At 74.0% G+C, this 14,578-nt stretch carries 8 protein-coding genes; 3 read left to right on the forward strand and 5 right to left on the reverse strand.

Annotation, left to right across the window (positions count from 1 at the left end; all coding sequences use genetic code 11):
- The 3 genes from NQZ70_RS02870 to NQZ70_RS02880 all read left to right on the forward strand — a co-directional run bounded on the left by NQZ70_RS02870 (position 1) and on the right by NQZ70_RS02880 (position 3,546).
- Positions 1-2,607: a penicillin-binding protein 1A gene (locus tag NQZ70_RS02870; protein WP_129572850.1), complete on the forward strand. Its 2,607-nt coding sequence runs from the start codon at positions 1-3 to the stop codon at positions 2,605-2,607.
- Between the two features lie 118 nt (positions 2,608-2,725).
- A complete protein-coding gene (locus NQZ70_RS02875) occupies positions 2,726-3,085 on the forward strand; it encodes a c-type cytochrome (RefSeq protein WP_129572851.1) in 360 nt (119 codons plus the stop codon).
- Positions 3,082-3,546, forward strand: a complete 465-nt coding sequence (locus NQZ70_RS02880; protein WP_129572852.1) for a hypothetical protein — start codon at positions 3,082-3,084, stop codon at positions 3,544-3,546. Before NQZ70_RS02875 ends, NQZ70_RS02880 begins: the two co-directional genes overlap by 4 nt.
- A 102-nt stretch (positions 3,547-3,648) precedes the next feature.
- Here the strand turns inward: NQZ70_RS02880 and NQZ70_RS02885 are convergent, their stop codons facing one another.
- The 5 genes from NQZ70_RS02885 to NQZ70_RS02905 form a co-directional block, all read right to left on the reverse strand.
- Positions 3,649-4,728, reverse strand: coding sequence for a metalloregulator ArsR/SmtB family transcription factor (locus NQZ70_RS02885; protein WP_129572853.1), 1,080 nt, complete (start codon positions 4,726-4,728; stop codon positions 3,649-3,651).
- A gap of 147 nt (positions 4,729-4,875) precedes the next feature.
- Entirely contained in the window at positions 4,876-8,463 is a 3,588-nt protein-coding gene (locus NQZ70_RS02890) for an AAA family ATPase (RefSeq protein ID WP_129572854.1), read from the reverse strand.
- A 67-nt stretch (positions 8,464-8,530) separates the two neighbouring features.
- Positions 8,531-9,463, reverse strand: coding sequence for a hypothetical protein (locus tag NQZ70_RS02895; protein WP_129572855.1), 933 nt, complete (start codon positions 9,461-9,463; stop codon positions 8,531-8,533).
- A 247-nt stretch (positions 9,464-9,710) separates the two neighbouring features.
- Entirely contained in the window at positions 9,711-13,274 is a 3,564-nt protein-coding gene (locus NQZ70_RS02900) for an AAA family ATPase (RefSeq protein ID WP_129572856.1), read from the reverse strand.
- Between the two features lie 58 nt (positions 13,275-13,332).
- Entirely contained in the window at positions 13,333-14,439 is a 1,107-nt protein-coding gene (locus tag NQZ70_RS02905; protein ID WP_275938195.1) for a cytochrome-c peroxidase, read from the reverse strand.
- Positions 14,440-14,578: the final 139 nt, after the last annotated feature.

Consider the following 14,578-nt stretch of genomic DNA (forward strand, 5'->3'; position numbering starts at 1 on the left):
ATGGCCTCGGATCCCCCGCGACGACCCGCCGCGCTGCCCGAGGCGCAAGGCCCCCGACCAGGGCCGAGCGCCCCGTCGGCCCCGCTGGAGCCCACGCTGCCGTACGACGCAGGCGCGGCGAGCTCCGATCCGACGCCGAGCGAGCGCGCGCCGACGCGGCTCTGGTCGCCGCAGCGCCCCGCGCCGGCGCCGCCCGCGGCCGCGCCTCCGCCGCCGGCGCCGCCCGCGGCCGCGCCTCCGCCGCCGGCGCGGGTCGCCGCGGCGCTCCGCGCGGCCGTCGCGGCGCTCGGCAGGACCTTCCAGCGGAAGCCCCGCGGCGCCGGGCCCAGGCCGCCGCTCCGGCCGCAGCTCGTCCGCTGGGGCAAGCGGCTCGCGATCGCCCTCGCCGTCCTCCTCGCCGCCGCGGTGATCGCGTTCTTCCTCGTCGTCCGGCACTACGAAGCCGATCTGCCGACAACCGCGGAGCTGAAAAATTACAACCCGCCGCAGGTGACGCGGTTCCTCGCGCGCGACGGCACGGTGCTCGGCGAGCTCTTCGTCGAGCGCCGGACGCTCGTGCCCGTCACCGAGATCCCGGCGGTGATGAGCCTCGCGGCGCTCGCGGCCGAGGACGCCAGGTTCTACAAGCACGACGGGCTCAACTACCTCGGCATGCTCCGCGCGTTGCTCGTCAACCTGCGCTCCGCGGAGGCGCGCCAGGGCGGCAGCACGATCACCCAGCAGGTCGTGAAGAACGTGCTGCTCACGCACGAGCGCACCCTCGACCGCAAGATGCGCGAGCTCCTCCTCGCCCGCCGCATCGAGCAGGAGCTCACGAAGGACCAGATCCTCGAGCTCTACCTGAACCACATCTACTTCGGCCACGGGCGCTACGGGGTCGAGGAGGCGGCGCGGTTCTACTTCGGCAAGAGCGTCCGCCAGGTGACGCTCGCCGAGGCGGCGCTCCTCGCGGGCCTCGTGAAGGGGCCATCCATCTACTCGCCGCGCGTGAACAAGGAGCGTGCCGAGAAGCGCCGCGCCTTCGTGCTCGGCCAGATGCGCGAGAAGCGCTTCGTGCCGGCCGCCGAGATCGACGCCGCCCTCGCCGAGCCGATCCGCCTCGCCCCCGAGCCGGAGCACTCGGACGAGCTCGCGCCCGAGGTCCTCGCCGAGGCCGAGCGCGCGCTGCGCAAGGCGGTCGGGCCCGAGGCCAGGTACGGCGGCTACACGGTCGTGACGTCGATCGACCCGAAGATGCAGGCGGCGGCGCGCGCGGCGGTGCGCCAGAACCTCGACGCCTACGCCGCGCGCCACGGCCTCGTCGCGCCGTTCGCCCGAAAGAAGGGGGATCCGGCGCCGTTCCAGGGCGCCCCCAGGGATCCGAACCGCGCCTACCTCGGCGTGGTGACGGGCGCCGACGACGCGCGCGGCGCGCTCGCGATCCGCGTGGGCACGGCGCAGGGGACCGTCGACCTGCGGAGCGAGCGCCGGTACAACCCGCGCGGGCTCCCGCCGAGCCGCTTCGCCGAGGTCGGCAAGGTGCTGCGCGTGCGCTTCGCGGGCGAGCCCGAGGCCGGCAAGCTGCGGCTCGATCTCGGCCCGCAGGGCGCGCTCATCGCGCTCGACGCGCGCACGCGCGAGATCGTCGCGCTCGTCGGCGGCTACGAGGGCGCGCGCGGCGGGCTCGATCGGGCGAGCCACGCGCACCGGCAGCCGGGGTCGACGTTCAAGGCCATCGTCTACGGCTACGGCATCCACGCGCGGAAGCTCACGGCCGCGTCGATGCTCGAGACGAACCCGGCGGCGCTCGAGGGCTACAAGCCCGGCAACTACGACGAGAGCGAGGGGCAGAGCCCGAAGCGCCTGCGCGAGGCGCTCGCCCACAGCGTGAACGTCGCCGCGGTGGCGGCGCTCCGGGACGTGGGCCCCGAGGCCGTGGTCGCGTGGGCGCGCGAGCTCGGGGTCACGTCGAAGCTCGGCGCCGACCTGTCGCTCGCGCTCGGCGCCTACGAGGTCACGCCGCGCGAGATGGCGGGCGCGTACGCGACGTTCGCGGCGGGCGGCGTATACCAGGAGCCCGTCCTGGTGACGAAGATCACGGGCCCGCGCGGCGAGGCGCTGCCCTTGCCGGCGCGCCCCCCGCCGCGGCCGGCGATGACCGCGGCGGAGGCGTACGTCACGACGGACCTGCTCACGTCGGTCGTCGAGGTCGGCACGGCGAAGCAGGCGCTAGCGCTGCGCCGGCCGATCGCGGGCAAGACGGGCACGACGAACGACGCGAAGGACGCCTGGTTCGTCGGCTACTCGACCGACGTCGCGTGCGCCGTGTGGACCGGCTTCGACGACGCCACGCCGCTCGGCGGCGCCGAGGTGGGCAGCAGCGCCGCCCTGCCGGCCTTCATCGCGTTCATGGACAAGGCGCACGCGGGGCGGCCGGCGACCGACTTCCCGGAGCCGCTCGGGATCGTGCGCCTCCCCATCGACCCGGAGACGGGCGCGCCCGCGATGCCCGGCCAGGAGAACGCCGTCGAGGAGGTGTTCCTCGAGGGCACCGAGCCGACCGGGGTGCCCCTGCCCGACCCGGCCGCGATCGGGCAGGGGATCCTGGACCTGTTCAAACCGCAATGACCGTCGCCCGCGCCGCCGCCCCGCGCGCGCTGGCCAGGCGCCCCGGCGCCCCGGCGAGCCCTGCGTCACGACGTCGCGTTCCTCCGGCGCGCGGGCGCGCTATGTTCCCGCTCGCCGCATGACACGGTCACCGATCCTCGCCGCCCTGCTCCTGCTCCTGGCCGCGTGCAAGGGGCCGGCTCCCGACGAGGGGGTCGCGCTCTCGCCCCAGGCCGCGAAGGGCAAGGCCCTCTTCTCCACGCTGTGCGCGTCCTGCCACGCCCCCGCGGCCAAGCTGGTGGGTCCGCCGCTCAGCGAGATGGCGGCCCTCTACGCGGCCGATCCCGCGGGCATCGTCCGCTGGGCCGTGACCCCGGGCCGCAAGCGGGCCGACGTCCCGCCGATGCCCAGCTTCCGCGGGGTCCGCGAGTCGGACCTCGCCGACGTGGCGCAGTACATCATCGAGGCCGGCACCGCGGCCGGAAAGCAGGCTCCATGATCTATTCGTTCGTCCTCGTCGTGCACTCGTGGCTGCGCTGGGCCGTCCTGCTGCTCGGGCTCCTTGCGCTCGTGCGCTCGGTCCAGGGCTGGACCCAGCGGAAGCCGTGGACCCCGGCGGATCGCAAGGCGAGCGCCGCGTTCGTCGGCGCGCTCGACGCCCAGCTCCTCCTCGGCCTCCTGCTCTACGTCGTGCTCAGTCCGCTGCGGCCCACCTCGCTGGCCGCGCTGAAGGCCGCGATGCCCGTCGCCGCGCTGCGCTTCTTCGCCGTCGAGCACGTCTTCCTCATGATCGTGGCGGTGGCGGTCGCCCACGTCGCCTCGGCCCGGGCCAAGCGGGCGGCGGACCCCACGACGCGGCACCGGCGCATCGCGCTCGGCGTCCTCGTCTCGCTGCTCCTCGTGCTCGCCGCCATCCCCTGGCCGTTCCTGCCCTACGGCCGCCCGCTGTTCCGGTTCTGAGCAGCGGACAGCCCCTTTCGGGACGGTCCGGGGGCCGTACAGGCATCCCTCTCCCGTGCTCCGGGCCGGGGCGGGAGCGGCCGAAAGCGCCCGCCCCCGCCATCACTCGCGGATCTTCGTGTCCCTGTTGTAGCCGCGCGGGTGGAGCGGCGACAGCTTCTCCAGCCAGATCTGCTCCAGCAAGGTGAGCTCGTCGTTCAACGAGAAGCTCGGATCGTCCTTGAGCTTCACGACGTCGAGCACCTCGAACGTGAAGGCCTCGGCGCCGTGCTCCTTCCAATCGCGCTGGAGCTCCTGGTTCGTGTGAGCGCCGATCGACAGCATGAAACGGTGCTTGTTGAGCGGCCCATGGAGGTTCGTGCTGCTGCCGAGCAAGACCTTGCCGTTCACCGTGTTCTTCAGCTGGAAGACGCCCGCCTGCTTGGGGGTCTCGAGGTACTTCCGCTTCAGCTCCTTGCGCGTTTCCATTCTGCTCGCTCCCTTGATGGATTTGCCGGTCCCGGGGGTCTCCTTCCCCGGCTCCGGGGCCTCGATCCGTGTCTCGGGCGCCTTCGCTTCCTGCTCGAGCAGCCAGTAGCGCTGGCCGTCGCGCGCCATGTACCCCTCGTCCACGAGCAGGCGCCGGATGGTGCAGTGGTCGGGATACAGGGTCTGGATGATCTCGTTCACCTCGCGCTCGCGGTAGCGCCGGCCCGCCTGGAACTTGCCGACGAACTGCTCGAGCACGATGCGCCGCTTGCGCCATGGCTTCGGCAGCTGGACCAGCGCGCCGTCGCGGAAGTAGGCGCGCATCACCTTGTTCCGCGACCGCTCCACGCGACGCTGCGCCGGGCCGCCCTCGGCGTGCGGCAGCGCGGCGAGCTCCCTCAGCCGCAGATCGAGCAGATCGGCGCGCAGGGCATAGACCAGGTAATACTGGGTCTTGCGCTTCGTCACGAGGCCCGCCTCGTCGAGCTTCCGCAGGTGGAACGACACGGTGGACGGCGCGCGCCCCAGCCGCTCGGCCAGCTCCTCGGCGCAGTGAGGCCGCTCGATCAGGGCGCTCACGACCTGGAGCCGCGAGGCGTCGGCGAGCGCCTTGAGCACGCCGATGCGCTCCTCGACGCTCAGGGCGCCCGCAGCACCCGGCGTGGGCCCCGCAGCGCCCGGCGTGGGCCCCGCAGAATCCGGTTCGACGGTCATCGAATCAGAATAGCGAGCGCCCGCGCCTGGTCAATCTGTTTCGACGGATGTCGAATCAGTCTCGGTGGGCTCGACGGGCGCCGTCGCGCCGCGTCGGCCCACGCCGGCGGGCGGGCGCCCGCGGGCGAGCCCCGCGGGCGCTGCTCCTCACGCCACGTCTTCCCGGCTCATCCTGAGCAGCCACAGCGGCGCGAGCGCCTGCGACAGGCTCCGCGCGAGCGACGCCTCGGCGAAGCCCATCGCGTAGTCCTCGATCTCGATCGGGGCGGCCCTGCCCTGCTGGCGCGGGGGGTCGAAGCGGATCCTCCGGACCACGGGCAGGAGCGCCGCCGGGTTCGGCGGGAGCGCGCGCCCTTGCCGCGCCGCCTCGTCGAACGCCGCCTGCCGCTCGAGGTGCTCCCGCACCGCGCCCGCCGGCGAGAGGCCCGGGCGCGCCGGCAAGACGCGCACCCGCACCACCTCGGGGCCGCGCGCGAGCGACGTCCAGACGTGCGCGCCCGTCTCGAGCTCGAAGAAGTCGAGCACGCACAGGCCCACGACGCTCAGGACGAGCAGCTCCGCCCCGCGCGAGAGCATCGCGTCGAGCCCCGCCGTCCCGCGGCCCTGCTCGAGCTCGGGCGCGCGACGACCCCCGGAAGGCGCGCGGCCGGCGGGCGCGCCCGCCCACCCGTCGACCTCGCCCGCCGCCTCGCCGTACGCGCGCGCGAGCGCCTCGAAGAGCCCCTCCTCCCGCGCGCCGCCCGCGCCGCCGGCCGGCGCTTCGTCGAGGTGCGCCGCGCGGAGCAGCTCGATCAGGACCGCGTGCTGGCCCGGCGCGTCCACGGTGCGGAGCGCGCGACGGAGGGCGTGGCCCTCGGCGATGCACTCCAGCACCTCCTGCTTCGCCGGCCGGCGCGGCGGTCGCGGCTGATGGCGCCGGTGGAACAGGCGCACCCGGGAGCGGCTCCACGCGTCCTCCCCCACGGTCACGTAGCCGAACCGCCGCACCTCCAGGTCGAGCTGCTGCTGCTCCTCGTCGTCGCCGCTCCGCCGCTGGACGAGCTCGATCCGCTCGCGAAACGCCCGGATCGCGCCGCGCATCGCGTCGAGGTTGTAGACCGCCTCCGCGTGCTCCTCGGCCGCGGATCCCTCCGCGGCGGTCCGGCCGTGCTCCGCGAGGTGGTAGCGGATCCGCTCCGACAGGCGCGCGAGGTCGTCGCTCCGCTCGAGGTCGCCGACGAACTCGAGCAGCGGCGAGAGCTCGGCCGTGAGCGCGCCGAGCGGCTTGGTCATCAGCGGCGCGAGCGCCCACGCGGCGGCCGCGGGCTCGGCCTCCTCGAGCGCCTCGCGGTGCAGGGAGAACGGGGGCGACGCGGCGCCGTGATCCGGCCCGGGCGCGGCGGTCGTGAAGATGCGGAGCAGCTGCATCGCGGCGGGCGCGCCGCGGGTGAGCGCGTCGCTGAGCAGCGAGCCGATCTCGTCCTCGATGAACCGCTTCACCGAGCGGGCGCCGTCCTCGGCCACGAACGCCTCGCGCGCGATCCGCTCGGCCACGCCGGCGCCCCGGCGCACGAAGACGCTCCGCTCGGCGAGCCCGCGCCGGCAGAGCAGCCGGTCGAGCTCCTTCTCGGCCACCCGCACCGCCACCTCGGGGGTCAGCGGCCGGAACGGCACGACGCGATCGATCCGGTTGAACAGCTCGGGAGGGAAGAACTCGCGCACGGCCCGCGCGACCTCCTGGGCCGCCTCCTCGGCCATCGCGAGCGCCCGCGCCTCCGGGAGGCCCGCGCCGCCGAAGCCGAGCGAGGGCCGCGCCCGCGCGCCCAGGTTGGAGGTCATCACCACCACCGCGTGGTTGAAGTGCGCGGGCCTCGCCGCCGCGTCGGTGAGCCGGCCGTCCTCGAAGAGCTGGAGCAAGAGGCTGTGCACCGACGGGTGCGCCTTCTCGATCTCGTCGAGCAGCACCAGCGAGAACGGCTGCTCCCGCACCCGCTGCGTCAGGAGCCCGTCGGGCGCGTAGCGATCGCCGATGAGCCGCGCCGGCGCGTCGGGGCCGCTCTGCTCGCTCATGTCGAAGCGGAGGAGCCGCGACGCGCTGCCGTAGATGAGCTCCGCCATGCACTTGGCGAGCTCGGTCTTGCCGGTCCCCGTCGGTCCGGTGAAGAGGTACACCCCGTACGGGCGCCGCGGATCCACGAGGCCCGCCTTGATGCGCGCCACGAGATCCGCCGCGGCGCGCACGGCCTCCGGCTGGCCGATGACCCGGCGGCCGAGCTCCTCCTCCAGCGCGCCGGCGTCGAGCGGCTCGTCGCCGCCGAGCAGGAGCCTCGGCACGCCGGTCTTCTGCGACAGGAGCCGGAGCACGTCCTGCGAGCCGACCGGCCGCGGCCCGCGCGCCGCGTCGCCGCGCGCCGGCTCCGCGGCGGGCGCGCGGACGACCTCGCGCAGCAGATCCATGGCCTTGCCCGGCAGCGCCTGCGCCGAGAGGAGCGAGCCGCCGAGGTCGAGGATCGTCCGCAGCACGTACGGGCTCACGCGGGCGGCGTGGCGCTGCTCGAGGGCGCGGACCTCCCGCACCATGAGGCGGAACGTCTCGGAGGGGGTCGCCTCGGGGAGGAAGAGCGGCGTGAACAGGGCCGCGAACGCCGGGGCGTCCTGCTCGAGGAGGCGGAACGCCTCGGGGGAGCATTCGCCGACCATCACGATCTCGCGGCGGGAGAGGGGGCCGCGGAAGAAGTCGGCGAGCGAGCGCTCGCTCTGGCGCGACCGCCCGATCCGGCCGAAGTGGTGGATGTCGTCGACGACGAGGATCGCGCCCCGGCTGCGCGCGTCCTCGACGAGCTCGACTCCGCGCTTCTCCCAGTCGCCGAGGTGGCTCATGCCGGCGATGACCCTGCGGCCGCTCACGGCGACGACGTCGCGCGCGCGGTCGAGGTTCTTGTGGGCGCCGTACCCGTCGGCCTCCAGGAGGTCGACCACCGCCCGGTGGATCAGGGTCGTCTTGCCGCACCCCGGCGGGCCGACGACGATGACCGGCTGGGCGCGGCCCGCGCCGAGCAGCAGCGCGAGCTGCTCGCGCTGCGGCGACCGCGGCACGCCCGCGTCGAGGCTGCCCTGGGCCGCGCGCTGCGTGAGGCTCACGCCGAGGCTCGGGAGGACCTTGAGGCCGCGGCGCTTCTTCCAGCGGAACGCCGGGTCGGCGCCCGTGTCGTCGTCGCCCGGCCGATCCGGCAGGTCCGCGAGCGCCGAGCGCGGGGTGCACGAGAACGACAGCGTCGTGATGCGCTCCTTGCCCCGGCTCCAGAGCTGCGCGATCTCGTCGTCGTCGAGCTCGGCCCACGCGGCCTGGAACAGCGCGCGGAGCTGCTCGTCGAGCGGGAGATCGTCGCGGATGGGCGCGGCGTCGCCCTGCCGGATGGGGTGGTAGGCGAAGACGATGCGCTCGTGCTCCGAGGCCCAGCGCGGCTCGAGCACGACGGGGCAGAGCCCGCTCACCTTGCGGCGCTCGCCGGACCCGGCGCCGGACAGCGAGAGCTCGAGGCGCACCTTCTCGAGCCGGATGCCGCGCGGCATCTCGAACCGCGCGAGCTCGGCTGCGCGCGCCTTCTCGAAGAGGGCCCTGAGGTCCTCGATGAGCAGGCGCTGGACGCGCTCCGGGTGCCGCCCCGCCCGCGATCGCGTGCTCGGGCCGAGGCCGAGCGTCACGCTCGCGACGTTCGTGGTGCGGCGTTCGAAGAGCGGGATCGTGAAGTGCACGGCGGCGAGTGTAGCGGGCTGCGCGGCCGGCCACCGCCGAGGCGTTCTTCCGAAGGCGGCGGGGGCGTCAGCGCCCCTCTGGGTTCGCGAGCCATGCCGCGAGGGTCTCGCCGTCCAGGGTCAAGACCACCTCATCCAGACGCTCCTCCCCGAGCCGCGCCAGCCTCTCGGCCAGGGTGCTGCGCTCGTCGTCCGTCATCGTCCTACCGAGCCGCTTCTCGAACAGCCGCGCCAGCGCCAGCCGCTTGCCCTCGTCCAGGCCGAGCCGCTTGCCCTCGTCCAGGCCGAGCTGCCGCTGCTCCGCCTGGTAGCTCTTGAACCACTCCTGGATCTCCATGATGACGTCATCCTCCACGTCTTCCGGGAGCTGCCCGGGGATCTCGTAGCCGAAGTGTACCAAAAGCGGCAGGGCGACGCTCCGCTCCCAGGCGTCTTCCGGCAGCGCCATCAGATCCTGCAGCGCCTCGCGCAGCACCCATCGTGCACCCATCAACCGCAGGATGAGCGTGCTGCGTGTGCGCGGCAGCTCCGAGAGCACCACGACGCGCACGTGCAGCGCCGGCGCCGGACCGTACACACCCGGGCTCAGCGGCTGGCAGCCGAACCCGTCGAGCACCGTCTCGGGCCGTCCCGTGCTGACGACGATGAGCCACGGGAAAGCCACCTCGTTGCGAGGCGCCGGCGGGGCCTCGATCCGATCGGGCGCGGTCCGAGCCCGCCGCTCCAGCTCGTGATGCCACGCGAGCTGCTTGCGCAGGCAATCGCGCATGTGCCGCAGGCCCGGGGTGTTGCGGAAGACCTCGAACATACATGGCCCGGCCGCCAGCTCGCCCAGCACTCCAAGCTCGCGTCGCACCGCCTCGCGCGCCGGATCGGGCACACACCAGACGTCGATCCGCTGGGTGGCTGCGGCGACCTCGACCTCGGTGTCCGACTCCGCCATGCGCCGGAGCGCGTCGCGCAGCAGACTCTTGATGAACTGGTCGGAGCGTTCGCGCATTTGGCAACATCCGCTGTTGATGCCGGCTGTCGCACGTACTGGCGTGCGCGCCGCGTGATCACGCGCGGCTCATGCCTCGCTCCGCAGGTCGCTGCACGAGAAATCGTGAAGACAGCGAGTGTTTCTGTCAGGACAATCGGTGAAGACCGAGTCGGATCTTGAAACGATCGAGTGGTGATGCCCGTAAAGGGTCAATGTTCAAGAGAACGACGCAGCAGCGCTGCGCACGAACACCGGGGCTCCGGCGCTACTCGGACGCTGCCCCGTCCCCGCCTGCGCTGAAGTACTCGCTCCGATCGAGCCCGCTCCCCTCGTCCTCGAACACGAGCAGGTGCGCCAGCGCGACCTCGTCGAGGCGCTCCCAGTACCACGCCGGATCCATGGCGAGCCGCGCCCGACGCCCCGCGATGAGCACCGCGCCCTCGACCTCGTCGTGCTCGCGCGCGGCCGCCCCGCGCCGCCGCGCCGCGGACGAGCCGGCGGGGGGCGGGGCGAGCGACCTGTGCTCCCACTGATCCTCGGCGATGCCGGCCGCGTGCGCGACGAAGTGCACGAACACGTGCAGCCGGCCGTCGCCTGACGCGTCGCGCGCGGCGCCCGCGTCCCGCTTGCGCGTGACGAGCTCGTGGTGCCCCCGCTCGAGCGACAGGAACGCGCCCGCGTACGCGCCGGTGCAGCGGAAGAGCACGTTCCGGAAGCCGCGCTTCGGCTGATCGAGCGCCTCGAGCACGTCGACCGGAGAGCGCGGCGGACCCCACCGCCGGCTCGTGGGCCACGCGCCGTCGCCGGGCCCGCCCCGGTCGCCGTCGATGTGCAGCGTCGCGCTCCACCCCCGCCGCGGGAGCTCCCGGAGGAGCGGCGCGAGCCACCGATCGAACGCCCCCTCGTCGAGCTCCTCCAGGATGAGCGTGATCGCGTCGCGCCGCGCCTCCGTCGCCACGAGCGCGCGCGGCAGCACCTTGCGGACGCCCTCCCACGCCGCGCGCGCCTCGCGCGCGAGCTCGCGCACCTCCTCGCCCTCGAGCAGCGCCATCAGCGCGAGCTCCTCGACGCCGTGCATCTCCTCCTGCGCGGCCGCGAGCTGCCCCCAGAGCTCGCTCAGCCGGTGGTGCTCGGCCTGCAGCGCCGCGGCGTCGATCTCCTGGCGGCGATCGCGCGTGCGCCCGCTCGACAGGCTCAGCTGCGTCAGCAGGAAGTCGATCTGCTCCCGGAGCTGCTCGATCGGCCCGAGGCCCATCCAAAGGTCCACCTCGCGCCGGAGATCGCCGACCTGCTCGACGCCGAACGCCTGCTGCCCCGCCCGCGCCGCGCGCCGCCGCCGCGCCACGAGGCGGAGCGCCGGCGTCTCCGCGCGGCCGACCACGGCGCCCTCCGCCGGCGCCTCCGGCTCCCCCGCCTCGGCGACCCACACGGTGAGGTCCCGCGCCTCGCCGCCGAGCCCCGCGAGCAGCCGCGCGAGGGGCGCCGCGAGGTGCTCCTCGACGTGGCGCCGGAGCGCCCGCGCGCCGTAGGCCGGCGCGTGGCCGTCCTCGGCGAGCCGGGCGAGCGCCCGCGGCGAGACCTCGAGCGCGACGCCCGCCTCGGAGAGCCCGCGACGCCGGCTCAGACGCTGCGCCGTGAGGCGGGCGACCTCGGACAGCTCCGCGCGGGTCAGCGATCGGAACGGCACCACGCGATCGATGCGGTTCACGAACTCCTGCCGGAACGCGCCCGCGACCACGCGCTGGTAATGCGCCTCGTCCAGCGCGGCCTGCTCCTCCGCGGGCGCCGCGCCTCGCTCGCCCGCGAACCCCGCCTGCGCGCGCCGCTCCGCCGCGCCGAGGTTCGAGGTCATGATCACGATCGCGTTGTGGAAGTACGCCGTCCTGCCGCGCGCGTCGGAGAGGCGCCCCTCGCCGAGCACCTGCAGCAGGAGATCGAACACGGCCCGGTGGGCCTTCTCGATCTCGTCGAGCAGGAGCACGCAGAACGGCTGCTCGCGCACGCGCTGCGTGAGCAGGCCGCCCGCGCCGTCGGTCCCGCGGATCAGGCGATCGGCCGCGCCCTCGCTCGAGAACTCGCTCATGTCGAACCGCGAGAGCCGATCGGGCGACCCGAAGAGCAGCCCCGCGAGCGCGCGGGCGAGCTCGGTCTTGCCGACGCCGGTCGGCCCCACGAAGAGGAACGTCGCGAGCGGCTTGTCCGGCGGCGAGAGCCCCGCCTTCACCACGGCGATCGTCTCGGCGAGCGCGCGCACCGCGCGCTCCTGCCCGATGACGCTCGCCCCGAGATCGCGCGCCACGCGATCGACCCGGAGCGGCAGATCGTCGCGCAGGAGGAACGCCGGCATGCCGGTGCGCATCGAGAACAGCTCGTGGAGATCGCTCCGCCCGAGCGTGACCGGCTCCCCTTGCGCGGTCCGCTCCCGCTCGTGCACGGTGCGCAGGTCCTCGTAGAGGCGGACCGCCTTGCCCGGGAAGGCGCTGTAGGGGAGGTAGCGCTCCGCGAGATCGACGAGCGCCGTCAGCGCGTCGCCCGCGACCGCGGGGCGGTGCGGCTCGACGCGGCGGTCGCGCTCGGCGCGCTCGGCGAGCGCCTTCCGGGTGCCCTCCGCCGAGAGCGGCTCGACCCGGATGCGGCTCAGGCCGGCGAAGAAGGCCCAGTGCCGCCCCTCGAGCGCGTCGAGCCGGTCGTCCCGCAGCTCGCACACGACGCGCACCCGCCCCTCGTCGAGGTAGGGCCGCATCGCGCCGGCCAGGTCCACGTGACCCCCCTCGGCGCGCTCGGCCAGGAGGTCGTCGAGGCTCTCGAAGTACAGCACGGCGTCGAGCGCCGCGGCGGCCTCCATCACGCCGTGGATGCGCTCCTGCCACTGCCCGAGCCCGCTCATGCCCGCGACGAGCTGCGCGCCCGACGTCGCGTAGACGAGCCGCGTCTGGCGCGCGACGTAGGCCTGCATGAGCGCCGTCTTCCCGGCGTGCTCCGGGCCGACGAGCAGGACGCCGAGGCGCTCGTCGCCGTCGAGCAGCGCGGCGAGGCGCGCGAGCTCCGCGTCGCGGCAGGCGAGCGGCGGCGGAGCCGGGCTCCGCTGCGCGGCCACGTGGAGCGGCGTCGCGACCGAGACGAGCGCGTCCACCGCCTTCTTCCGCCGCGCGCGCTCGGCGGCCGAGGCGCCGCGCTGCCCGCGCCCGCCCGAGGGCTCGGGCTCCGGCAGCGGGGCGTGGAGCACCTCCAGGCGGTGCGCGCTCCCGGGCAGGAGCCCCTGGTGCTCCCACGTCGACAGCGCCTGCGAGGCGAGCAGCCGGCGCACCTCGTGCCGGATCGCCGGCGCGATCGGCTCGCCGGCCTCGACGTGGAACGCGTGGCCGAGGCTCGGCACGAGCACCCACGCGTCGCGCGCCGCCGGCGCGCTCTGGGGCGCCCCGCGCGCCGCCCGCTCGCCGGCGGGCACCACGACGCACGGGAAGCTCACCGGCGTCTCGCTCCGCAGCTTGCGCGGCAGATCGTCGCGCGGGACGGGGACGTCCACGGAGAGGAGCTCGGTCCCCTCCGGGAACGAGAGCCGGGAGATCGCCTCGGGCTGGGCGCGCGCCGCGTGCTCGCGCAAGAAGAGCCGCTGCTCGACGAGGACGTCGTCGTCGCGGCCGAAGCTCGCGGCGTCGGGCGCCGCGACGGGGAAGGCGACGCACGCGCCGTCGAAGCGCTCGCGCACGAAGACGAGCGCCCGCGCGGTGCGCCCCTCGCGCGCCTCGGGGGCGCCGTCCGCGGGCGCGCCCGCTCCGTCCTCAGGAGCGGGCGCGGATCGTCCCTCGTCGCCGGAGCTCGCGCTCATCCGAGGGGGCGGAGCAGACCCGATCGGCCCGGTCGGCGCAATCGGATCGGCGCGCCGCTCACGACGGGTCGGCCTTGGGCGTCGCGGGCGTGCTCGGGGGCAGCTCGGGCTTCTTGATGTACTCGGTCGGGAGCTCGCCGGTGAGCGACTTGAGGAAGGCGACGATCGACTTCACCTCCTCGGGCTTGGCCTCCACGCCGAGCTGGTGCCACGCCATCTTGGTCACGGTCTCGTCGAGCGTCGCGATCGAGCCGTCGTGGAAGTAGGGGAAGGTCTTCTCGATGTTCCTGAGGCTCGGGACGCGGAAGAAGAACTTGTCCTTCTCGTCCTTCGTGGCGTCGAAGCGCCCGTTGTCCTTGAGGCCGGCGTACTCCTTCACGAGGCCGAGCTTCTGGAACGTCGAGCCGCCGACGGCGACGCCCGTGTGGCAGGTCGGGCAGCCGAGCGAGATGAACTTGTGGAACCCGGCCTTCTCCTCGGCGGTGAGGGCCTTGTCGTCGCCGTCGAGGTACTTGTCGAAGCGCGACGGCGTGACCAGGCCGCGCTCGAACGCGCCGATCGCCTTGGCCATGTTGTCGTAGGTGATCGGCTCCTTGTCGTCGGGGAAGGCGGCCTTGAAGAGCTTCACGTACTCGGGGATCGACTTGAGCGTCGTGATGACCCGCTTCTCGTCGGGCATGGCCATCTCGACGGGGTTCAGGATAGGCCCCTTGGCCTGGTCCTCGAGCGTGGCCGCGCGGCCGTCCCAGAACTGGGCGATGTGGTGGCCCGCGTTGTAGGCCGACGGCGAGTTGCGGCCGCCGAGCTGGCCCTTGTGCCCGGAGGAGAAGTTCTTGTTGTCCACGCCGTAGTTGGACAGGTCATGGCACGAGTTGCAGGAGATATCGTGGTTCTTCGAGAGGCGCGCCTCGTACCAGAGCATCCTGCCCAGGGTCACCTTCTCATCGGTGATCGGGTTCTTGTCGTACTCGAATTTGGCGGGCAGCACCTTGAAGGACTTGACGTCGTCCGGATTGAAGACGAGCGGCTTCACGTCGCCCGTCGTCGAGGGCTTTGCCGTGGTCGCGGCCGGGGGGGCCTTGTACTCGTACTCCGCGGATCGTTCGCAGGCGCCGAGGCCGGCGGCGACGAGGAGCACACAGACGAGAGATGAGGGCGAACGCATGATGTCTCCTGGCTCGTGAGGACGAAGTCCACGGTAGATAGAGCCGCCTGCTACGTCAACGCGCGCCTCAGCCGCGCCGCCGTCGCCGTCGCGACCGTCGGCCAAGGCGCGCTGCGCGGCGCCGTCGCGCGGGGCGCCC

The organism is Sorangium sp. So ce836 (assembly GCF_028553905.1).
Taxonomy (GTDB): domain Bacteria; phylum Myxococcota_A; class Polyangia; order Polyangiales; family Polyangiaceae; genus Sorangium; species Sorangium cellulosum_D.

What these genes read in the sequence shown, in the direction of transcription:
- NQZ70_RS02875 (WP_129572851.1), top strand. Translation starts at nt 2,726, where the DNA reads ATGACACGGTCACCGATCCTCGCCGCCCTGCTCCTGCTCCTGGCCGCG.
- NQZ70_RS02880 (WP_129572852.1), top strand. Translation starts at nt 3,082, where the DNA reads ATGATCTATTCGTTCGTCCTCGTCGTGCACTCGTGGCTGCGCTGGGCC.
- NQZ70_RS02905 (WP_275938195.1), bottom strand. Translation starts at nt 14,439, where the DNA reads ATGCGTTCGCCCTCATCTCTCGTCTGTGTGCTCCTCGTCGCCGCCGGC.
- NQZ70_RS02895 (WP_129572855.1), bottom strand. Translation starts at nt 9,463, where the DNA reads ATGCGCGAACGCTCCGACCAGTTCATCAAGAGTCTGCTGCGCGACGCG.
- NQZ70_RS02900 (WP_129572856.1), bottom strand. Translation starts at nt 13,274, where the DNA reads ATGAGCGCGAGCTCCGGCGACGAGGGACGATCCGCGCCCGCTCCTGAG.
- NQZ70_RS02870 (WP_129572850.1), top strand. Translation starts at nt 1, where the DNA reads ATGGCCTCGGATCCCCCGCGACGACCCGCCGCGCTGCCCGAGGCGCAA.
- NQZ70_RS02885 (WP_129572853.1), bottom strand. Translation starts at nt 4,728, where the DNA reads ATGACCGTCGAACCGGATTCTGCGGGGCCCACGCCGGGCGCTGCGGGG.